Consider the following 20767-nt stretch of genomic DNA (forward strand, 5'->3'; position numbering starts at 1 on the left):
GCGCACTTCGTACACCCGGCGTGCAAACCTCTCGGGTCAGCCGTCGGACGCCTCGAGGAGCCGCCGCGCACCGCGCCCGAGGTGCAGCGCGAACAGCCGCTGGAACGTCGGCACAGCGAACGAGAACGGGCGCACCCACCACAGCACGGGCCGGCTGAAGACGTCGATGCGCCACCACAGGTCGCCGGCGTCGTCGCGCTCGACGGCGAAGCGCTCCTCCCCCACGAACGCGTGCCCCGGGAGCGTCCCGTAGGCGAAGCCCACGCGGTCCTCGGTGCGCTCGACCCACACGACCTCGCACGGCTCGTGCAGGCGCAGGCGCCCGACACCCAGCAGGGTCGTGACCCGCACGCCCGGGGCGGCGACCGCGGCGTCCGTCTCGAGGCGTACGCGTGCCGCGGCGTGCACCTGCCACGTGAGGAGCTGCTCGCCGAGCCGCGCGAGGTCCTCGGGCGGCCGGGCGCGGTCGGTGAGGCGGCGTCGCACGTGCAGGTGCCGGTACCCGGTGGGCCAGCGGTCCGTGCGCGTCGCCCCGACCTCGGGGTAGGTGAACGTCATGCCGTGCTCCTCTCGGCCCCCGGGCGGGGGCTCGTCGGGTCCGAGTCCCCTGCCGGGGCCGGGGTCGTGCCGTCGCGCGCGAGCAGCCGGACGCCGAGCACCGCGCACAGCACGAAGCCGAGCGCGTTCCCGACCCCGTGCGTCGCGGCCATGACGTCGAGGCTCGGGTGCGCGAACCCGAGGGCCTCGCCACCCGCCCACCACAGCGCGAGCACCATCGACGCGCTCACGACGCCGGCCGCCGTCCCGAGCAGCACCCGGGCCGCGGCCGGTCGTCCGCCCGGTCGTGCGAGCGACCGCGCGACGGCGGCCGCCGTCGCCCACAGCGCGAGGGTGAGGACGACCGCCCCGACGAGCTCGGCGACGTCGCCCACGAGGTACCCGGCGAGCACGAGCGCCGTCCCGGCCGGGACGCCCCAGGCGCCCGCCGTCGCGAGCCGGTCGTCCGGGGCGAGCCGGGCGACCGCCCCGGCGACGAGCGCCGCCCCGAAGCCCGCGTAGAGCATGTGCGGCACCGTGAGCGCGAGGTAGGTGCCCGAGAACCCGAGCAGCCCCCACTCCGCCCGCTCGGCGACGAGGGCGCTCGCCCCCACCGCGGGCAGCACGAGCGCGGTCACGGTCGCCACCCGTGCGGCGAGGTCGACGCGCGGCGGTACCTCGCCCGGGATCTCACCCCGGCCGCCGGGCGCGACGGCGCGTGCTCGCGGCCGGAGAGATCGTCCCGTCCCGGGGCGCAGCGTCCGCACCGCCAGACGGACGCCCGCCCCGAGCAGGACGGCGGACGCGAGCACGAAGGGCAACGTCAGCACGACGGCCAGCCGGCTGTGCGGCAGCAGAAGGCTCGCGACGGCGGCGGCACCGGCGAGCGGCCAGGCGGCGCTGCGCGGCGCCGGGACGACCTGCGGCCCGAGGAGCCGGAGGCCCAGCGGGAGCACGACCACCGCGCCGAGCGCCACGAGCAGCCCGACCACCGCCTCCCCCGCGGGGCTCACGACGACACCTCGCGGCCCGGGGTCGGCGCCGAGACGTCCCGGACGAGGCGCAGGGCGTCGTCGACCACGCCGCGGGCGACCGGCAGGCGCGCGAGCCGGACGAGGCTGCCGACGAGCGCGGCGCCGCCGTCGACGAGGCGGCGCGTGCGCGCGAACCCGGGCGACGAGTCGTAGACCCAGAAGAGCGTGATGCCGAGCTGCGCGAGCCACAGCAGCTCGGGAAGGCGCGGGCGGAGGTACGCCGGCACGCGCGACGACGTCCCCGCCACGACCTCCTCGACGAGGTCCCGCGAGAGGTCGCGCGCGTCGGTCGACGCTGCCGAGAACGGGCTCGCGTCGGAGCCCGGACGGATCGCGACCGAGACGAACTCCGCGCCGAACGCGTGGAACGGGGCGAACGCGTCGATCGCCGCGCCCCACACGCCGCGCAGCCGGTCGGAGAGCGACCCGCCCGCCGCGAGGACCGGCGCGGCGAGCACGGCGTGCTCGCGCTGCACGTCGAGGTAGAGCTCCTGGACGAGCGCGTCCTTCGACGGGAAGTGGTAGTACGCGTTCCCCGTGCTCACGCCCGCCTCCGCGGCGACGGCACGCATCGTCGTGCGCTCGTAGCCGACGTCGCGCAGCATCCGGATCGCGACCTCGCGCAGGTGCGCGCGGGTCCGCTCGGACTTCGGCGTGGCGCTCATGCCGGGTTCTTTTTGAACATGTTCAAAAAATACCACGACGCGACACCAGCATGTGCGGAGCAGGGACGGCGCAGAGTCCGGATCGCCGGCGTATCCCGTGGTACGTGGCCGCCGTCAGCCGCCGAGCAGCCGGTCCCGGAGAGACGAGCATGCGGTCATGGTCCGTCCCGGGGCCGGGACGGACCACGACCGCATGCTCGGCGGGTCGGGGTCGGGCGTCAGAAGAGGCGCGAGTCGACGTCGTCGACGCCGCGCATCGCGTCGTAGTCGAGCACGAGGCAGCCGATGCCGCGGTCCGTCGCGAGCACGCGCGCCTGCGGCTTGATCTCCTGCGCGGCGAACACGCCGCGCACGGGCGCGAGCAGCGGGTCGCGGTTGAGCAGCTCGAGGTAGCGCGTGAGCTGCTCGACGCCGTCGATGTCGCCCCGGCGCTTGATCTCGACCGCGACCGTCGCGCCGAGCGGGTCCTTGGCGAGGATGTCGACGGGGCCGATCGCCGTCGGGTACTCGCGGCGCACGAGGGTGTGGCCCGAGCCGAGCAGCTCGATCTGCGCGGCCAGCATCTCCTGGAGGTGGGCCTCGACGCCGTCCTTGACGAGCCCCGGGTCGATGCCGAGCTCGTGCGAGCTGTCGTGCTGCACCTCGTGCAGCTCGATCTCCAGCCGGTCGTCGCTCTTCGCGTGCTGCACGGCCCAGACCTCCGTCACGCCACGCTCACGCGCCTCGTCGGAGGGCGCGCGCACCGCGAGCGTGCAGGGCGGGCTCATCCAGTTCAGCGGCTTGTACGACCCGCCGTCCGAGTGCAGCAGCACGCTCCCGTCGGCCTTGACGATGAGCACGCGCGTCGCGAGCGGCAGGTGCGCGGACAGGCGGCCGGTGTAGCGGGCGGAGCAGCGGGCGACGACGAGACGCATGAGGCAGGTCCTCCGGGTCGGTGGTGGGCGGTCCGGTCACGGCGTCTGCCCTCCGGGCGACGCCTCAGACGACGACGTCGCGCCGGCCCGGGGGCGCGGCCTCCAGCCAGGAGGCGAGGCCCTCGTAGGCGGCCCGCGACATCGTGAGCTCGAAGTCCTCGCCGCGGTAGCGGCACCGGACGAGGTAGGTGTCGGCGCTCCCGCCCGCGAGCGGTTCGCGACCCGCGATGACGAGGTCGTAGCGGGACCACGTGCGGGCCGGCCGGAGCGAGACCGACCACAGGCGCCACCAGTCGATGCGGCCGACGCCGTAGTGCGCGATGCCCGCGACCCACGGGGCCCCGGGGGCGGCCGCGCGTCGCGCGCCGCACTCGAACGAGCCGACGCGGTGCGACAGGGCCCGCAGACGCCACGCCCCCAGCCCGATCGCGACAAGGACGAGGACGAGCAGTCCGAGCGCGATCCAGGCCAGGGGCGTCATGGTCGGGCGAAGGTCAGCGGGCCGGTACGGACTCGACCGAGTCCGCGACGATCGTGACCTGGTTCGAGTCGACGGAGAGGAACCCGCCGGAGACGCGGACCTCGAGGGACTCCCCCTCGCCCGCGATGCGTACCGAGCCCTCCTGCAGCACGGAGAGCAGCGGCGAGTGGTCCGCGAGGATGCCGATCTCGCCGTCCGCCGCGGGGGCCGTGACCCGCTGCGCGCGGCCCGACCAGATCTTGCGGTCCGCCGCCACGAGGTCGACGTTCAGCTGTGCCACGGGAACTCCTTCATGGGCGGTTCATGCCCGGTGTGCTGTCCGGGACGACGCCCGGTCCGCGTGCGGCGGACCGGGTCGGGAGCGACGCCCACGGGGCCGGACCGTGCGGCCCGGCCCCGTGCGAGCGTCGGGTCAGGCGCCGTACTCCTTCTGGATGCGGGCCCAGTTGCGCTCGAGGTCCTCGAGGCCACCGATGTTGTAGAAGGCCTGCTCGGAGATGTGGTCGAACTCGCCGTCGGCGATCTTCTTGAACGCCTCGATGGTCTCGCTCAGCGGGACGGTCGAGCCCACGACGCCGGTGAACTTCTCGGCCATGTAGGTGTTCTGGGAGAGGAACTGCTGGATGCGGCGCGCACGCGCGACGACCGTCTTGTCCTCCTCCGAGAGCTCGTCCACACCGAGGATCGCGATGATGTCCTGGAGCTCCTTGTTGCGCTGCAGGATCGACTTCACGCGCGTCGCGACGTCGTAGTGCTCCTGGCCCACGTAGCGCGGGTCGAGGATGCGGCTCGTCGAGGCGAGCGGGTCCACCGCGGGGTAGAGACCGCGCGAGGCGATCTCACGGGAGAGCTCGGTCGTCGCGTCGAGGTGCGCGAACGTCGTCGCCGGCGCCGGGTCGGTGTAGTCGTCCGCCGGGACGTAGATCGCCTGGAGCGACGTGATCGAGTGACCACGCGTCGAGGTGATGCGCTCCTGGAGCAGACCCATCTCGTCGGCGAGGTTCGGCTGGTAGCCGACCGCGGACGGCATGCGCCCGAGCAGCGTCGACACCTCGGAACCCGCCTGCGTGAAGCGGAAGATGTTGTCGATGAACAGGAGGACGTCCTGCTTCTTCACGTCACGGAAGTACTCCGCCATGGTCAGCGCGGAGAGCGCGACGCGAAGACGCGTGCCCGGGGGCTCGTCCATCTGGCCGAAGACGAGGGCCGTCTTGTCGAAGACGCCCGCGTCCTCCATCTCGTGGATGAGGTCGTTGCCCTCACGCGTGCGCTCGCCGACGCCGGCGAACACCGAGACACCGCCGTGGTCCTGCGCGACGCGCTGGATCATCTCCTGGATGAGGACCGTCTTGCCGACGCCCGCACCACCGAAGAGACCGATCTTCCCACCCTGGACGTACGGGGTGAGGAGGTCGATGACCTTGATGCCCGTCTCGAACATCGTGGTCTTCGACTCGAGCTGGTCGAACGCCGGGGGCTTGCGGTGGATCGGCCAGCGCTCGGTGATCTCGATCGTCTCGCCGGGCTCGGCGTTGAGGACGTCGCCCGTGACGTTGAAGACCTTGCCCTTGGTGACGTCGCCGACGGGGACGCTGATCGGGGCGCCCGTGTCGGTGACCTGCGCGCCGCGGACGAGGCCGTCCGTCGGCTTGAGGGCGATCGCGCGGATGAGCGAGTCGCCCAGGTGCTGGGCGACCTCGAGCGTGAGCGTGAAGGACTTCTCGCCCTCGCCCTGCGACGACAGGTCGATCTCGACGGTCAGCGCGTTGTAGATGTCGGGGATGGCGTCCGCCGGGAACTCGATGTCCACGACGGGGCCGATCACACGAGCGACTCGGCCCACGCCGGGACCGCTGGAGTGCTCGACCTGTGCTTCCACGGTGGTGGCGGTCATTGCTGGCCTCGCTTCGCAGTGCCGGAGTGGTCCCCGGCGGGTTCGGTCAGGATGTCGGTGATGGTGCTGGCCGCGCGGGCCTCGCGGCCCGTCATGACGCCGCCAGGGCGTCGGCACCCGAGACGATCTCGCTGATCTCCTGGGTGATGTCCGCCTGGCGCGCCTGGTTCGCGAGCCGCGTGTAGTTGCGGATGAGGTCCTCCGCGTTGTCCGTCGCGGTGTGCATCGCCCGCTGACGCGCCGCGAGCTCGGACGCCGCCGCCTCGAGGAGGCAGCTGAAGATCCGGCTGCGCACGTAGCGCGGGAGCAGCGCGTCGAGCACCGCCTCCGGCGAGGGCTCGAAGTCGTACAGCGGGAGCACGTCGTGCTTGCCGGCGGGGGCGACGCCCTCGACGACCTCGAGCGGGAGCATCCGCACGACGCGGGGGCGCTGCGTGACCATGTTGACGAACTGCGTGTAGACGATGTGCAGCTCGCTCACGCCGCCCTCGGCGGCCGGGGCGAGGAACGCTCCGAGCAGGGTCTCGGCGATCTCGCCGGCGACCTCCGCGTTCGGGGCGTCCGAGCCGTACGACCACGTGCCCGCGAGCTCGCGCCCGCGGAACGTGTAGTACTGGATCGCCCGACGGCCGGCCGCGTAGAGCGCGACCTCCTTGCCCTCGGTGGTGAGCCGCTCCACGAGGCGCTCCGTCTCGCGGATGATCGACGCCGAGTAGGCGCCGGCCATGCCGCGGTCGGACGCGACGACGAGCACCGCGACACGGTTCGTGTCCGTGCGCTCGCTCGTCAGCGGGTGCTGCGTCGTCGTGTGCGTCGCGACGGCCGACACCGCCCGGGTGATCGCCCGGGCGTACGGCGCCGCGGCCGCGGTGCGGTCGCGGGCCTTGCCGATGCGCGACGCGGCGATGAGCTCCTGCGCGCGGAACATCTTCTTGAGCGACTGCGTCGACTTGATCCGCTGCTTGTAGACGCGCTGGGATCCGGCCATGCTCAGGCCCTCTTCTGCCGGACGATCTGCTCCTGCTCGATCTCCGTCTCGGTCTCGTCCTCGGTGTCGCCGCCGACGAGCGGCGTGCCGTCACCCTTGAGGAAGCCGGCACGGAAGGCGTCGACCGCCTCCGAGAGCTGCGCCTCGGTCGCGTCCTCGAGCTTGCCCGTCTCGACGATCGTCGAGAAGACGTCCGTGTTACGACGCAGGTGGTCGAGCATCTCGGACTCGAAGCGACGCACGTCCTCCACGGGGACGTCGTCGAGCTTGCCCTTGGTGCCGGCCCAGATCGACGCGACCTGCTCCTCGACCGGGAACGGCGAGTACTGGCCCTGCTTGAGCAGCTCCATGAGGACCGCACCACGCTGGAGCTGGCCGCGCGACGCCGCGTCGAGGTCGGACGCGAACATCGCGAACGCCTCGAGCGAGCGGTACTGCGCGAGCTCGAGCTTCAGCGTGCCCGAGACCTTCTTCATCGCCTTCACCTGGGCGTCACCACCGACGCGGGACACCGAGATGCCGACGTCGACGGCCGGACGCTGGTCCGCGTTGAAGAGGTCGGACTGGAGGAAGATCTGCCCGTCCGTGATGGAGATGACGTTCGTCGGGATGTACGCCGAGACGTCGTTCGCCTTCGTCTCGATGACCGGCAGACCCGTCATCGAGCCCGCGCCGAGCTCGTCCGAGAGCTTCGCGCAACGCTCGAGGAGGCGGGAGTGCAGGTAGAAGACGTCACCGGGGTACGCCTCGCGGCCCGGCGGGCGGCGCAGCAGCAGCGACACGGCGCGGTACGCCTCGGCCTGCTTCGACAGGTCGTCGAACACGATGAGGACGTGCTTGCCGCCGTACATCCAGTGCTGGCCGATGGCCGAGCCGGTGTACGGGGCGAGGTACTTGAAGCCCGCCGGGTCGGACGCCGGGGCCGCGACGATCGTCGTGTACTCGAGCGCGCCGGCCTCCTCGAGGGCGCCGCGGACCGACGCGATCGTCGAGCCCTTCTGGCCGATGGCGACGTAGATGCAGCGGACCTGCTTCGTCGGGTCGCCCGACTCCCAGTTCGCCTTCTGGTTGATGATCGTGTCGATCGCGATCGCCGTCTTGCCCGTCTGGCGGTCACCGATGATCAGCTGACGCTGACCGCGGCCGATCGGGATCATCGAGTCGATCGCCTTGAGGCCCGTCTGGAGGGGCTCGTGGACCGACTTGCGCGCCATGACGCCGGGCGCCTGGAGCTCGAGGGCGCGGCGGCCCTCCGTCGCGACCTCGCCGAGGCCGTCGATCGGGTTGCCCAGCGGGTCGACGACGCGACCGAGGTAGCCGTCACCGACCGGGACGGAGAGGACCTCGCCCGTGCGACGGACCTCCTGCCCCTCCTCGATGCCGGTGAACTCGCCGAGCACGACGACACCGATCTCGCGGACGTCGAGGTTGAGGGCGAGACCGAGGGTCCCGTCCTCGAAGCGCAGCAGCTCGTTGGCCATCGCGCCCGGGAGACCCTCGACCTGGGCGATGCCGTCGGCGGCCAGGGTGACCCGGCCCACCTCCTCGGACACGGCGCCCTCGGGCTCGTAGGACTTCACGAAGCTGTCCAGAGCGGCCCGGATCTCCTCCGGCCGGATCGTCAGCTCAGCCATTGCTCTTCTCCTGTCGTGGCCGCACCTCGTGGTTCGGGTGCGGTCGAACGTTTGTCGGTTGTGCGGCCGGTGGCCGGCAGGACGGTCGTCGGTCGGAAGGGTGGGCTTCGTCAGCTCACGAGACGTCGGCGTGCGTCGGCCAGCCGGGACAGCACCGTGGAGTCCACGACGTCGGCACCGACCTGGACGCGCATCCCGCCGAGCACGGCGGGGTCGACCGTGACGTTGAGCTGCACGGCGCGCCCGTAGGCCCGCTCGAGCAGCGTCGAGAGCCGGTCGAGCTGTGCCTGCGTGAGCACCGTCGCCGACGTCACGGAGGCGACGAGGCGCTGCCGACGCTCGGCCGCGACCTCACCGATCCAGCCCAGCGTCGGGACGAACCGGCGCCCGCGCAGCGCGCGCGTCGCGTGGACCGCGAGGACCTCGGTCGCACGGTCGGCCTTCCCGCCGAGCAGCGCGTGCACGAAGGCGGCGCGACGCTCGGGGGCGATCGTGTCGTCGGAGAGGATCTGCCGTGCCTCGCGCTGCCCGACGAGCGCGCGCGACGTCCGGAAGAGCTCGTCCTCGACCTGCTCGAGCGCACCGCGCGCCTGGGCGGACGCGAGGACCGCCTCCAGGCCGAGACGCTCGGTCGCGTCCGCGAGGTCGCTCTCGCGCGACCACCGCGACCGGACGAGCCCGGCCATGAGGTCGACGACGCGCTCGTCGAAGCCCGACGCGAGGACGGCCGTAACGAGCCCGGCCTTGTCCGCACCGGAGCGCGACGGGTCCGCGAGCGAGCGCCGCAGCGGCGCCGACTCGTCGAGCGCCGCCGTGACCGCGAAGAGCTGCTCGCCGAGCGCGAGCGCGCTCTCGCCCGCCGAGCGCAGGACCGGCTCGAACCGGTCCCGCGCCTGCGTCAGGGACTCGCCGCTCGTTCCGCGCATCAGCGCTCCTCGGTGCCGGGACCGGTGCCCGCCGCGCTCGCCGCCGCGGGACCCGCGGCCTCGAGCTCGTCGAGGAAGCGGTCGACGACGCGGCTCTGGCGTGCCGAGTCGGCGAGCGACTCGCCCACGATCTTGGAGGCGAGCTCCGTCGCGAGCAGACCGACGTCGTTGCGCAGCGAGACCGCGGCCTGCTGGCGCTCGGCCTCGATCTGGCGGTGCGCCGTCTCGACGATGCGCGCGGCGTCGTCGGACGCCTTGGCCCGCAGGTCGGAGACGATGGCCGAACCCTCGGCGCGCGCCTCCTCACGGATCTTCGCCGCCTCGGTGCGTGCCTCCTGGAGCTGCTGGTGGTACTCCGCCAGCGCCGCCGCGGCCTCGGCCTGGGCGGACTCCGCCTTGGCCAGACCGCCCTCGATCTTCGCGGTGCGCTCGTCCAGGACCGCCTGGAACTTCGGCAGGACCGCCTTGTAGAAGACGACCGCGATGATGACGAGGACGACGGCCGACCACAGGATGTCGTAGTCGGCGGGGAGGAACAGGTCGATGCCTGCCGGCTCCTCGCCGGTCTCCGCCGCGAGGGTCAGCGCGGCGTCAGCCAGCGCCGTCATCACTGGAAGAGGAAGCCGGCGACGAGCCCGAGCAGCGCGAGCAGCTCGACGAACGCGACACCGAGGAACATGGTGGCGCGCAGCTGGCCGGCGACCTCAGGCTGGCGGGCCATGCCCTCGACGGTCTTGCCGATGAGGATGCCGAGGCCGATGCCCGGGCCGATCGCGGCGATGCCGTAGCCGATCGTGTTGATGCTGCCGGAGACCTCGGCGAGGGTGGTGACGTCCACGTGTGCTCGTTCCTTCCGTTGGGCGCCCGACCGGTCGGCCGGGCGTCACATTGAGTGGTGCGTGGTGGGAGAGGGTCGGTCGGGGCGCGCGGTGCGGCCTCGGGTCAGTGCTCCTCTTCGAGCGCGATGTTGAGGTACACCGACGCGAGGAGCGCGAAGATGTAGGCCTGCAGGGCCGCGACGAGGAGCTCGAAGAGCGTGAAGATCAGCCCGCCGGCGAGCGTCAGCACGCCGAAGGCCTTCATCGCGGGGACCGCCTCGAACACGAAGTACTGCGTCGCGGCGAAGCACAGCACCAGCATGATGTGGCCGGCGACCATGTTGGCGACGAGACGGATGGCGAGCGAGGCCGGCCGGATGATGAGGATCTGGAGCAGCTCGATCGGGGTGACGATCAGGTAGATCGGCGCCGGGATCCCCGGGGGGAAGAGGCTGTTCTTGAGGTAGCCGCCGAGGCCGTGCGCCTTGATGCCCACGGCCCAGTAGGTGACGAGCACCCACAGCGCGAGCAGGAAGGGCAGGCCCATGCGGGCGGTCCCCGCCATGTTGAGGCCGGGGATGATGCCCGTGAGGTTGAAGGCGAGGACCGCGAAGAAGATCGTCGTGATCATCGGGACGAAGCGCTTGGCGTGCTCCTTGCCCATGATCTCCTCGACGATCTGGACCCGGACGAAGTCCAGCATCATCTCGATCGCGTTCTGGAAGCGCCCGGGGACAAGGCGCGCCCGACGCGCGGCGACGACGAAGATCGCGAGGAGGACGATCGTGGCCACGATCCGGACGATCCAGATCCGGTCGATCTGGAAGATGGTGCCCTCGAAGAGGATCGCCGGCGGGAAGAAGTCGGCGATGGACGGCGCGTGGAAGCCACCTTCGCTCTCGGATGCAGCGAGGAGCACGGGGGTCGCAAGCGTGGACAGGGTGGACTCCCAATGGTCGTGTGGTCCGGGCAGCCGTCACCCGTGGGTGGGCACGCCGTCGGACCTGGCCGTCATGGATTCGCCAGTAGCCTAACGTATGGATCCGCGTGCTCTCGCCGTTCCCGGCCGCTTGTGACATTTTGCTCATGCTGCGGGACGAGGGTCTCTCCCCCGGCCCGGCGACCTCGTGGTACGTCGACCGCGCGTCGGTGGTACGTCAGCGCGCCGTGGGGTCGACGTAGGGGATCCGTCCCCTGCTCACCGCCCGGTAGTCGAGCGCCGCGGAGCCCATCACCCCGACGAGCAGGACCCCGGCGAACACCCAGCGGTCGTAGAAGTCCATGCCACGCAGGACGACGAGGACCGCGACGAGCACCACCATCTTGCCGAGCCAGCTCGCCATGACGATCGCCGCCGTCGTCGTCGGGCTCGAGTCGACGGTGCGCAGCATCGTCCAGACCGTGGTCGCGGAGAAGATCAGCGCGACGCCCACGCCCAGGAGCGCGCCCCAGACCCCCGGCAGCCCGGCGACGAGCGCGCCGACGGCGACGCCGAGCACCGTCAGCGCCCCCAGCAGCACCAGCACGTCGCGCAGCGCGCTCCGGAACACCGCGCGCACCGCGCGTCCGTGCGCACCGATCGTCTGCTCGACGGGGCCGCCGGTCGCCGTACCGTCCGACGCGCCCTCCGACCTGGCGTCCGGTCGGTCGTCCGGGCGGGCGGGCTCGGGCTGGCTCGTCGTCATCTCAGGGCTTCCTTCGGCGGGGTGGGGACGGCGGACGACGCGGCCGGGTCGGTCGACCCGGGCGCGGAGGGGGTGGGGGGCGCGAGGACCGGCGGGACGTCGACCGACGCGGCGGCGTCGTCGTCGAGGAACCGCCCGCGCGTGCGCAGGGGTCCGAGCGTGAGGAGCGCAGCGGCCACGACGGCCGCCGCGAGGCCTGCGGCGACACCGTGCCAGTGCCACTGGACCAGCGCGACAGCGGCGAACGCGAACACGGCCGTCCAGACGTAGAGGATGAGCACCGCGCGCCGGTGCGAGTGCCCGATCGCGAGCATCCGGTGGTGCAGGTGCATGCGGTCCGGGTGGAACGGGGACTTGCCGCGCGCGACGCGGCGCACGACCGCCATGACCATGTCGAGCAGCGGCAGGAGGATCACCGCGAGCGGCAGGAGGAGCGGGATGAACGCCGGGATCTGCTGGGCGCCGGAGAGCGTGGTCGTGTCGACCCGGCCCGTCACGACGATCGCCGCGGCGGAGAACACGAGGCCGAGGACCATCGAGCCCGAGTCCCCCATGAAGATCCGGGCGGGGTGGAAGTTGTGCGGCAGGAACCCGACGCAGATGCCGACGAGGGCCGCGATGACGAGGGTCGCGAGGCTCGAGTAGTCGTCGGCGCTCGCCTTCTGCGTGAGCACGTACGAGTAGAGGAAGAACGCGGCGCCCCCGATCGCGACCAGGCCGGCCGCGAGGCCGTCGAGGCCGTCCACGAAGTTCACGGCGTTCATCGCCACCACGACCACGAGGATCGTCGCGACGAGCTGGAGGCGCGAGGACCAGATGAGCTGCTGCTCCCCGATGGGGATGGGCAGCGTGAACAGCACGACGCCCTGGCTCGCCATGAGCCCTGCCGCGAGCACCTGGCCCGCGAGCTTGGTCATCCAGTCGAGGTCCCAGATGTCGTCGGCGATGCCGAGGAGGCAGACGATCGCCGCCGCCCCGACGATCCCCCAGATCCGCGCGTCGGCGACCATCTGCCCCGCGACCTCGCCGACGAACACGCTCTCGAGGAAGGGCATCTGCGACGCGAAGACGACCGCCACGACCAGCCCCAGCAGCATCGCGAGGCCGCCGAGCCGGGGGGTCGGGATCGTGTGGACGTCGCGGTCGCGCACCGCCGTGATGGCGCCCGTGCGCAGCGCGACCCAGCGCGCGAAGGGTGTCGCGAGGAACGTCACCGCCGCGGCGACGAGCATCACGAGCAGGTAGACCCTCACCCGCCGTTCGCCTCCGGCTCCCCGGCGTCGCCGGAGCCTCGGGTCTCGGTAGACGCGTCGGCCAGGGCGTCGGTGGGCGCGGGCCCTGGCCCCTCCGGAGCGGCCTCGGCGGCCAGCTCGTCGTCGGGTCCGAGGACGGGCGCGACCTCGCGCAGCTGCTCGAGCGTCACGGCGCCCTGCCGCACGACGCGCAGTGCGCCGGACGTCGCGTCGACGATCGTGGACGCCACTCCCCCGGGCGCCGTCCCGCCGTCGAGGTAGACGCCGACGGCGCTGCCGAGCTGCTCGCGCGCGTCGTCGACGTGCAGCGCCGCAGGGCGGCCCGTGGCGTTCGCGGACGACACGGCGAGGGGCCCGGTGCGGCGCAGGAGCGCGAGCGCGGCCGGGTGGTCGGGCATGCGCAGGGCGACCGTGCCGTGCGTCTCGCCGAGGTCCCACGCGAGCGACGGCTGGGCCCGCAGGATGATGGTGAACCCGCCGGGCCAGAACGCCTCGACGAGGCGGCGGGCGTCGTCGGGCACGTCGGTGGCGAGGCCGTCGAGCGTGCGCGCGTCCGGGACGAGGACCGGCGGCGGCATGTGCCGGCCGCGGCCCTTCGCGGCGAGCAGCGCGGACACCGCCTCGGCGTCGAAGGCGTCGGCGCCGATGCCGTAGACGGTGTCGGTGGGCAGCACGACGAGGCCACCGCGGGAGATCGCGTTGACCGCCTCGTCGATGCCGGCGCCCCAGGTGTTCGGGTCGGTCACGGGGTGGACGGAGCTCACGGGTCCATCCTTCCACGCCCGTGCGGGGACCCTGGGTCATCGGCGGCACCGACGGCACCGGCTCGGCGCGCCACGACCATGCGGTCGCGGCCCGTGAGGTCCGTCAGGGTGCGCACCTCGACGAACGCGCCTGCGGCGCGGGCGGCGGCCCGCACGTCGGCCGCCTGCACCTCCGCGTGCTCCATGACGAACAGGCCGCCGGGCCGCAGCAGGCGCGCGGCGGCGCGCACGACGGCGCGCGGCACCTCCAGGCCGTCGGCGCCGCGCCCGTAGAGCGCCAGGTCGGGGTCGTGGTCGCGGACCTCCGGGTCGACCGGCACCGCGTCCGGCGGGATGTACGGCGGGTTCGACACGACGACGTCGACCGTCCCGTCGAGCTCGGCGAGCAGCGCCGGGTCGCCCACGTCACCGACGAGCGTGCGCTGGGTGCCCGACCCCACGCGCCCGGCGTTCGCCGTCGTGGCCCGCACGGCGTCGGGCGAGAGGTCGACCGCGACGACCCGCGAGCCCGGCACCTCGACGTCGACGCTGATCCCGATGACGCCCGACCCGCAGCACAGGTCCACGACGAGCGGCGGCCGGTCCGTGCGCTCCGGGTCGCCGCGGAGCCGTGCCGCCTCGTCGATCGCGACCTGCGCGACCGTCTCCGTCTCCGGACGGGGCACGAACACGTCGTCGAGCACCTCGACCGTGACGTGCCGGAAGACCGTGTGCCCGACGATGCGCTGGAGCGGCTCGCGTCCCCGTCGGCGCTCCACCGCGTCCGCGTAGTCGGCGAGGAAGCGGTCGGTCGCGCCCGCGGGCAGCGCCGGGGCGAGCGGGGCGTCGCCCGCGGGCAGCCGGTACCACTCGAGGCGCGGCAGGCCGAGGCTCCAGGCCGCGAGGGCCTCCGCGTCGTGGCGCGCGGACGGGACGCCGGCCTCCGCGAGGATCCCCTCGGCGGCCCGCACGGCGCGCCGCAGGTCGTCCACGGTGAGCACGGCGGGGACCGCGGTCCCGGCGGTCACCGACGCCGCGGGCACGGACGGCTCGACCGGCACGGACGACCCGGAGCGCGCGTCGCGCATCTCAGGCCCCGCCCGCGGCCGCGAGCCGGGCCGCCTCGTCCGCCTCCACGGCCGAGCGCACGACGGGGTCGAGGTCGCCGTCGAGCACCTGGTCCAGGTTGTACGCCTTGTACCCGGTGCGGTGGTCCGCGATGCGGTTCTCCGGGAAGTTGTAGGTGCGGATGCGCTCGGAGCGGTCGACGGTCCGCACCTGGGAGCGCCGCAGGTCCGCCGCCTCCGCGGCGGCCGCCTCCTGCTGCGCGGCGAGCAGGCGCGCGCGCAGCACGCGCATCGCCTGCTCCCGGTTCTGGAGCTGGGACTTCTCGTTCTGCATCGACACGACGATCCCTGTCGGCAGGTGCGTGATGCGCACCGCGGAGTCCGTCGTGTTGACGGACTGCCCGCCCGGGCCCGACGAGCGGTAGACGTCGATCCGCAGGTCGTTCGGGTCGATCTCGACCTCGCCCGCGTCCTCGACCTCGGGGAACACGAGGACACCGGCGGCGGACGTGTGGATGCGACCCTGCGACTCGGTCACGGGCACGCGCTGGACGCGGTGCACGCCGCCCTCGTACTTGAGGTTGGCCCAGACGCCCTCGGCCGGGTCGGACGGCGTGCTGCGCGCCTTCACCGCGACCTGGACGTCCTTGTAGCCGCCGAGGTCGGAGTCGGTCGACTCCAGGACCTCCGTCTTCCAGCCGCGGCGCTCGGCGTACCGCAGGTACATGCGCAGCAGGTCGCCGGCGAACAGCGCCGACTCCTCGCCGCCCTCGCCCGCCTTGATCTCGAGGATGACGTCGCGGCCGTCGTCGGGGTCGCGCGGGACGAGCACGCGGCGCAGGCGCTCGCGCGCCTCCTCCTCGGTGGCACGCAGGCCCGGGAGCTCCGCCGCGAACGCGTCGCCGTCGTCGCCGCCCAGCGCGGCGAGCTCGACCGCGGCCTCGGCGTCGTCGCTCGCCTCGCGCCACGCGCGGTAGGCGCCCACGACCTGGTTGAGCTCGGCGTAGCGCCGCCCGAGCGTGCGGGCGCGGCCCGCGTCGGCGTGGACGGCCGGGTCGGCGAGCTGCGCCTCGATCTCGGCGTGCTCGGCCAGCAACGGCTCGACGGCGGCGAACGACTCGGTCACGGACGGCTCCTCGGACGGTACGGCGGTGCGGGACGGCGGTCGCGGCCCGGGGCGGCGGCGCCGGGCGTGCGGTCGCACGCGGACGCGTCGCGGGGCCGGCCGGTCCGGCCGGCCCCGACAACGCGACAGCGCCGGTGGTCCGAGCGCACCGACTGCCCCTGGAGAGGTTGTCGGGCTCGGACCACCGGCGCTGCGGTGCTGCTACTTGCCGGCGTCCTTCTTGCCGTAGCGCGCCTGGAAGCGGGCCACGCGACCACCGGTGTCGAGGATCTTCTGCTTGCCCGTGTAGAACGGGTGGCAGGCGCTGCACACGTCGGAGCTGATCTTGCCCGACGTCTCGGTGCTGCGCGTCACGAACGTGTTCCCGCAGGTGCACGTCACCTCGGTGACGACGTACTCGGGGTGGATACCAGACTTCACGGTTTTCTCCTTGGGGTGACGTCTCCGGGTCAGGTGCGGCTACCGCGCCTGTGAACCGGCGACAAGCGGCCTGACGAGCGCAGGCCGACGAACCATTGTGCCAGAACGCGCGGGGGCCCCGAGAACTTCCCGGGGCCACCCGCCGTCGATGACCGGGCGACGCGTCAGATCGTGCGGCCGACGTTGTCGTCGTCGGCCAGCCCGCCGGGCGTCGTCTTCTGGACGTGCAGCAGGAACTCGACGTTCGTCTGCGTCTTCTTGAGCTGGCCGAGCAGCAGCTCGATCGCCTGCTGCTGGTCGAGGGCACCCATGACGCGGCGGAGCTTGTAGATGATCTTCAGCTCGTCCTGCGACATGAGGATCTCCTCGCGGCGCGTGCCGGACGCGTTGACGTCCACGGCCGGGAAGATGCGCTTGTCCGCGAGGTTGCGGGACAGTCGGAGCTCCATGTTTCCCGTCCCCTTGAACTCCTCGAAGATGACCTCGTCCATCTTCGAGCCCGTCTCGACGAGCGCCGAGGCGAGGATCGTCAGGGAGCCGCCGTTCTCGATGTTGCGCGCCGCGCCGAAGAACCGCTTCGGCGGGTAGAGCGCGGACGCGTCCACACCACCGGACAGGATGCGGCCCGAGGCCGGTGCCGCGAGGTTGTACGCGCGGGAGAGGCGGGTGAGCGAGTCGAGGAGCACCACGACGTCCTGGCCGAGCTCGACCAGGCGCTTCGCGCGCTCGATCGCGAGCTCGGCGACGATCGTGTGGTCCGACGCGGGGCGGTCGAACGTCGAGGCGATGACCTCGCCGCGGACCGTCCGCTCCATGTCGGTGACCTCTTCGGGCCGCTCGTCCACGAGCACCACCATGAGGTGGACCTCGGGGTTGTTCGCGGCGATCGCGTTGGCGATCTGCTGCATGATGATCGTCTTGCCGGCCTTGGGCGGCGCGACGATGAGACCGCGCTGGCCCTTGCCGATCGGCGCGACGATGTCGATGACGCGCGGCGTGAGACGCGTGGCCTCGGAGTTCTCGAGGCGCAGGCGCTCCTGCGGGTACAGCGGCGTGAGCCGGTTGAACTCCGGACGCTCGCGCGCCGCCTCGGGCGACATGCCGTTGACCGTGTCGAGGCGGACGAGCGCGTTGAACTTCTGGCGCGCGGTGTTGCCCTGGTTCTCGCCCTCGCGCGGCTGGCGCACGGCGCCCGTCACGGCGTCGCCGCGGCGCAGCCCGGCCTTCTTCACCTGGCCGAGCGACACGTAGACGTCGTTGTTGCCCGGCAGGTAGCCGCTCGTCCGGACGAACGCGTAGTTGTCGAGGATGTCGAGGATGCCCGCGACGGGGAGCAGGACGTCGTCCTCGTTGACCTCGATGTCGTCGAGGCCCGAGAGGTCCGGACCCTGGCGGTTGCGGCCGCGCTTGCGGTCGCGGTCGCGACCCCGGTCGCGGCCCCGACGGCGGCGCCCGCCGCGCTCGTCGTCGAGGAGCTGGCGGTCGTCGCGGCGGTCGCCCTGACGCTCGCCGCGGCCCTGCTGACCGGACTGCTGAACGGACTGCTGGCCGGACTGCTTCTCCGGCTGCTGCTCGCGCTGGCGCTCGCCGCCCTGCTGGTCGCGCTGGCGGTCGCCGCGCGGCGCATCGGCGTCGCCCTCGCCCGTGCGCGGTGCGCCGGTGCCCCGACCCGCACGGCGCGAGCCGCGCTCGCCCGTGACGAGACCGACGGCGGCGGCGGCGCGCGCGGCGCGCTCGTCGGGCGACTCGTTCGAGGTGTCGCGCGTGCGCACCCCCTCGCCGAGCGCCTCGGCGACGGCGGCCGCGGCCTCCGAGCGGGCGTCGCGGCGGCCGTCGCGGCGCTCACCGCGCTGCTCGTCGGCGCGCACCGGGAGGTCGAGCACGGGAGCGGCGGTGCGCTCCTCGCGGCTCGCGGCCGACGGCGCGTCCTGGCGCGCCACCGGGGAGTCGGTGCCGGCCGCGGGGCTCGCCGCGGGCCGCTCGGCGCGGCGGCTGCGGCCGCGCCCCGAGGCGACGGGCGCCTCGTTCGTCTCACGCGACGCGGCAGGCGCCGCGTCCGTGTCGCGCCGCGACGCGGCGGGGCGCTCGGAGGCGCCCTGCTCGCCGGTGCGGGCGCGGATGACGTCCACGAGATCGCCCTTGCGCATCTTGGACGTGCCCTTGACCCCGAGCTGGGAGGCGAGCGCCTGCAGCTCCGGGAGGCGCAGGGTGGAGAGCGCGCCGTTCCGGGCGGTACCGCCGGCAGCGGCCGAACCGGTCGCGCTGCTCGTGGCGGTGTCGATGGTGTCTGTCACGAAGGACCCTTCCCCCTCGTTTGCGTCCGTCTCTCAGAGGGCGGACCGCGGGTGGTCGACGCCCGGCCGTGACGGCCGGTGCGCAGGTGTCACCACGCGTCAGTGGTACGACGACGTCATCTGACGCGGGCTGGATTGCCTTCTCTCGGACGGGCTCTGTCGCGGCACTTCCGCGCTGGAGAACGCTCGACTGCTGATGCGAGAGCGTGACCGAAGGCTGGGAACATCCTAGCACCGGCAGGACAGCGCTCAGAGCCGTTCGGCCACGACCCCGCGCGTGTCGACGTCGAGGCGGCTGACCGACCAGTCCGCGCTCCCCCCGACGAGCTCGTCCGCGACGCCCGCGACCTCGTCGAGGCGGTCCGCCCCGGACAGGACGAGGACGGTAGGACCGGCACCCGACACCGTCGCCGCGAGCCCTCGCGCCCGCAGCGCGCGGACGAGCTCCGACGTCGTCGGCATGACGCCGGCGCGGTACCCCTGGTGGAGCCGGTCGTCGGTCGCGTCGAGGAGCAGGTCGGGGCGTCGCGTGAGCGCCTCGACCAGCAGGGCCGACCGCCCCGCGTTGAACGCCGCGTCGGCGTGCGGCACGTGCGCGGGGAGCACGCCGCGCGCGCGGCTCGTCGCGAGCCGCGCCGAGGGGACCAGCACCGTCGCCCGCAGGTCGGGATGCACGTCGAGCCGGACGGCGCGCGCCCCGGATCCGGGCGTCCCGCTCTCCCACGCGACGGTCGCGCCGCCGAGCAGCGCGGGCGCCGCGTTGTCGGGGTGCCCCTCGATCGCGGTCGCGAGGCCGAGAGCGACGTCGTCGTCGAGGACCGACGGGTCGGCGACGAGCGCGCGCGCGGCGACGATGCCCGCGACGACGGCCGCGGCGGACGACCCGAGGCCCCGCCCGTGCGGGACGCGGTTGACGCACGTCAGGTGCAGGCCCGTCTGCGGCGCACCCGCCACGTCGAGCGCGGCCCGCAGTGCGCGCACCACCAGGTGCGACGCGTCGCCGGGCACCTCCCCCGCGCCCTCGCCCTCGACGTCGACCACGACGTCGTCGCTCGCGAGCGCGCGCACCTCGAGCACGTCGTGGAGCGCGAGCGCGAGGCCCAGCGCGTCGAAGCCGGGGCCGAGGTTCGCGCTCGTCGCCGGGACGCGCACCCGTACGTGGTCCGCGCCGAGCTGCATCAGTCGAGCCCGAGGGCGTCGGCGATGGACACGACGTCGGCGGTCACGCGCGTCGGCTGGACCTCGGTGCCGTCGAGCGTGCGCAGCGCCCACTGCGGGTCCTTGAGACCGTGCCCGGTGACCGTGACGACGATCCGCGCGCCGGCGGGCACGAGCCCGCGCTCGGCGCGCGCGAGGATCCCGGCGACGCCGGCGGCCGACGCGGGCTCGACGAACACGCCGACCTCGCTCGACAGGACGCGGTGCGCCGCGAGGATCTGCTCGTCGGAGACGGCCTCGATGACGCCGCCCGACTCGTCGCGCGCGGCCTCGGCGAGCTCCCACGACGCGGGGTTGCCGATGCGGATGGCGGTCGCGACGGTCTCGGGCTCCGTGATCGGGTGGCCCGCGACGATCGGCGCGGCGCCCGCCGCCTGGAAGCCCCACATCTGCGGCGTGCGCGTCGCGACGGCCGGCAGGCCCTCCCCCGCGTGCCCCGCGACGCCCTGGCCGGCGTACTCGCGGAAGCCCTTCCAGTACGCGGTGATGTTCCCCGCGTTGCCGACGGGCAGCGCGTGGATGTCCGGGGCGTCTCCGAGCGCGTCGACGATCTCGAAGGCGCCCGTCTTCTGGCCCTCGATGCGGTCGGGGTTGACCGAGTTCACGAGCTCGACCGGGTACGCCTCGGCGAGCTTGCGCGCCGCGACGAGGCAGTCGTCGAAGTTGCCGTCGACCTGGAGCAGGCGCGCGCCGTGGGCGATCGCCTGGCTCAGCTTGCCCATCGCGATCTTGCCGTCCGGGACGAGCACCGCGCACGTCATGCCCGCGCGCACGGCGTAGGCGGCCGCCGACGCCGACGTGTTGCCCGTGGACGCGCACACGACCGCCTGCGCGCCGCGCCCGGCGGCCGCGGAGATCGCCGTCGTCATGCCGCGGTCCTTGAACGACCCCGTCGGGTTCATGCCCTCGACCTTGACGAAGACCTGGGCACCCGTGCGCGCCGACAGGGCCGGCGCCTCGACGAGCGGCGTGCCTCCCTCGCCGAGCGTGACGATGCGCTCGGACACGTGCGCGGGCAGCCGGTCACGGTACTCGGCGATGATGCCTTGCCACTGGTGGGCCATCTCGTG

22 protein-coding genes are annotated in these 20767 nt (G+C 73.3%); all 22 read right to left on the reverse strand.

The features are described from left to right. Positions 1-36: 36 nt before the first annotated feature. The 22 genes from ACZ4MO_RS09175 to thrC all read right to left on the reverse strand — a co-directional run bounded on the left by ACZ4MO_RS09175 (position 37) and on the right by thrC (position 20761). Positions 37-558: a DUF1990 family protein gene (locus ACZ4MO_RS09175; RefSeq protein ID WP_175009177.1), complete on the reverse strand. Its 522-nt coding sequence runs from the start codon at positions 556-558 to the stop codon at positions 37-39. Further along, the gene (locus tag ACZ4MO_RS09180; protein WP_186810445.1) at positions 555-1550 is read right to left on the reverse strand and encodes a YndJ family transporter; all 996 of its coding nucleotides are present in this window, start codon (positions 1548-1550) and stop codon (positions 555-557) included. Before ACZ4MO_RS09180 ends, ACZ4MO_RS09175 begins: the two co-directional genes overlap by 4 nt. Then, positions 1547-2236, reverse strand: coding sequence for a TetR family transcriptional regulator (locus ACZ4MO_RS09185; protein ID WP_175009176.1), 690 nt, complete (start codon positions 2234-2236; stop codon positions 1547-1549). The genes ACZ4MO_RS09180 and ACZ4MO_RS09185 overlap by 4 nt, the downstream gene beginning before the upstream one ends. 218 nt (positions 2237-2454) lie before the next feature. Beyond that, entirely contained in the window at positions 2455-3150 is a 696-nt protein-coding gene (gene nucS / locus ACZ4MO_RS09190; protein ID WP_175009175.1) for an endonuclease NucS, read from the reverse strand. A 64-nt stretch (positions 3151-3214) separates the two neighbouring features. Beyond that, positions 3215-3631, reverse strand: coding sequence for a DUF2550 domain-containing protein (locus ACZ4MO_RS09195; RefSeq protein ID WP_175009174.1), 417 nt, complete (start codon positions 3629-3631; stop codon positions 3215-3217). 13 nt (positions 3632-3644) lie between these two features. Beyond that, a complete protein-coding gene (locus ACZ4MO_RS09200; protein ID WP_021480887.1) occupies positions 3645-3911 on the reverse strand; it encodes a F0F1 ATP synthase subunit epsilon in 267 nt (88 codons plus the stop codon). 132 nt (positions 3912-4043) lie between these two features. Next, positions 4044-5525 (reverse strand): F0F1 ATP synthase subunit beta, encoded by a 1482-nt coding sequence (atpD, locus tag ACZ4MO_RS09205; protein WP_175009173.1) that lies wholly within the window; start codon positions 5523-5525, stop codon positions 4044-4046. 91 nt (positions 5526-5616) lie between these two features. Beyond that, positions 5617-6513 (reverse strand): F0F1 ATP synthase subunit gamma, encoded by an 897-nt coding sequence (locus ACZ4MO_RS09210; protein ID WP_074807528.1) that lies wholly within the window; start codon positions 6511-6513, stop codon positions 5617-5619. A gap of 2 nt (positions 6514-6515) precedes the next feature. Continuing rightward, complete coding sequence (gene atpA, locus ACZ4MO_RS09215; RefSeq protein WP_034653508.1) at positions 6516-8147, reverse strand: F0F1 ATP synthase subunit alpha; 1632 nt, start codon at positions 8145-8147, stop codon at positions 6516-6518. A 110-nt stretch (positions 8148-8257) separates the two neighbouring features. Beyond that, positions 8258-9073 carry a F0F1 ATP synthase subunit delta gene (locus ACZ4MO_RS09220; RefSeq protein ID WP_074807531.1) on the reverse strand — a complete coding sequence of 272 codons (816 nt, stop codon included), beginning with the start codon at positions 9071-9073 and terminating at the stop codon, positions 8258-8260. After that, positions 9073-9681: a F0F1 ATP synthase subunit B gene (locus ACZ4MO_RS09225; RefSeq protein WP_175009172.1), complete on the reverse strand. Its 609-nt coding sequence runs from the start codon at positions 9679-9681 to the stop codon at positions 9073-9075. The genes ACZ4MO_RS09220 and ACZ4MO_RS09225 overlap by 1 nt, the downstream gene beginning before the upstream one ends. Next, positions 9681-9911, reverse strand: coding sequence for an ATP synthase F0 subunit C (locus tag ACZ4MO_RS09230; protein WP_021482769.1), 231 nt, complete (start codon positions 9909-9911; stop codon positions 9681-9683). Before ACZ4MO_RS09230 ends, ACZ4MO_RS09225 begins: the two co-directional genes overlap by 1 nt. Before the next feature lie 104 nt (positions 9912-10015). Then, positions 10016-10810, reverse strand: a complete 795-nt coding sequence (atpB, locus tag ACZ4MO_RS09235; protein WP_021482770.1) for a F0F1 ATP synthase subunit A — start codon at positions 10808-10810, stop codon at positions 10016-10018. A gap of 238 nt (positions 10811-11048) precedes the next feature. Beyond that, positions 11049-11576 (reverse strand): Cg1360 family ATP-synthase-associated protein, encoded by a 528-nt coding sequence (locus ACZ4MO_RS09240; RefSeq protein ID WP_255437269.1) that lies wholly within the window; start codon positions 11574-11576, stop codon positions 11049-11051. Beyond that, on the reverse strand, positions 11573-12829 hold the full coding sequence (locus tag ACZ4MO_RS09245; protein ID WP_175009171.1) for an MraY family glycosyltransferase: 1257 nt from the start codon (positions 12827-12829) through the stop codon (positions 11573-11575). Before ACZ4MO_RS09245 ends, ACZ4MO_RS09240 begins: the two co-directional genes overlap by 4 nt. Further along, positions 12826-13593, reverse strand: a complete 768-nt coding sequence (locus ACZ4MO_RS09250; RefSeq protein ID WP_175009170.1) for an L-threonylcarbamoyladenylate synthase — start codon at positions 13591-13593, stop codon at positions 12826-12828. Before ACZ4MO_RS09250 ends, ACZ4MO_RS09245 begins: the two co-directional genes overlap by 4 nt. Continuing rightward, positions 13590-14660 (reverse strand): peptide chain release factor N(5)-glutamine methyltransferase, encoded by a 1071-nt coding sequence (gene prmC / locus ACZ4MO_RS09255; protein WP_175009169.1) that lies wholly within the window; start codon positions 14658-14660, stop codon positions 13590-13592. Before prmC ends, ACZ4MO_RS09250 begins: the two co-directional genes overlap by 4 nt. A 1-nt stretch (position 14661) precedes the next feature. Next, complete coding sequence (gene prfA / locus ACZ4MO_RS09260; protein WP_175009168.1) at positions 14662-15765, reverse strand: peptide chain release factor 1; 1104 nt, start codon at positions 15763-15765, stop codon at positions 14662-14664. Between the two features lie 201 nt (positions 15766-15966). Further along, positions 15967-16185: a 50S ribosomal protein L31 gene (rpmE, locus tag ACZ4MO_RS09265; protein WP_074807541.1), complete on the reverse strand. Its 219-nt coding sequence runs from the start codon at positions 16183-16185 to the stop codon at positions 15967-15969. A gap of 164 nt (positions 16186-16349) precedes the next feature. Further along, positions 16350-18479 (reverse strand): transcription termination factor Rho, encoded by a 2130-nt coding sequence (rho, locus tag ACZ4MO_RS09270; RefSeq protein WP_175009167.1) that lies wholly within the window; start codon positions 18477-18479, stop codon positions 16350-16352. 249 nt (positions 18480-18728) lie between these two features. Continuing rightward, the gene (gene thrB, locus ACZ4MO_RS09275; RefSeq protein WP_175009166.1) at positions 18729-19658 is read right to left on the reverse strand and encodes a homoserine kinase; all 930 of its coding nucleotides are present in this window, start codon (positions 19656-19658) and stop codon (positions 18729-18731) included. After that, the gene (gene thrC, locus ACZ4MO_RS09280) at positions 19658-20761 is read right to left on the reverse strand and encodes a threonine synthase (RefSeq protein WP_175009213.1); all 1104 of its coding nucleotides are present in this window, start codon (positions 20759-20761) and stop codon (positions 19658-19660) included. The genes thrB and thrC overlap by 1 nt, the downstream gene beginning before the upstream one ends. Positions 20762-20767: the final 6 nt, after the last annotated feature.

The sequence above is a fragment of the Sphaerisporangium cinnabarinum genome (assembly GCF_055567015.1).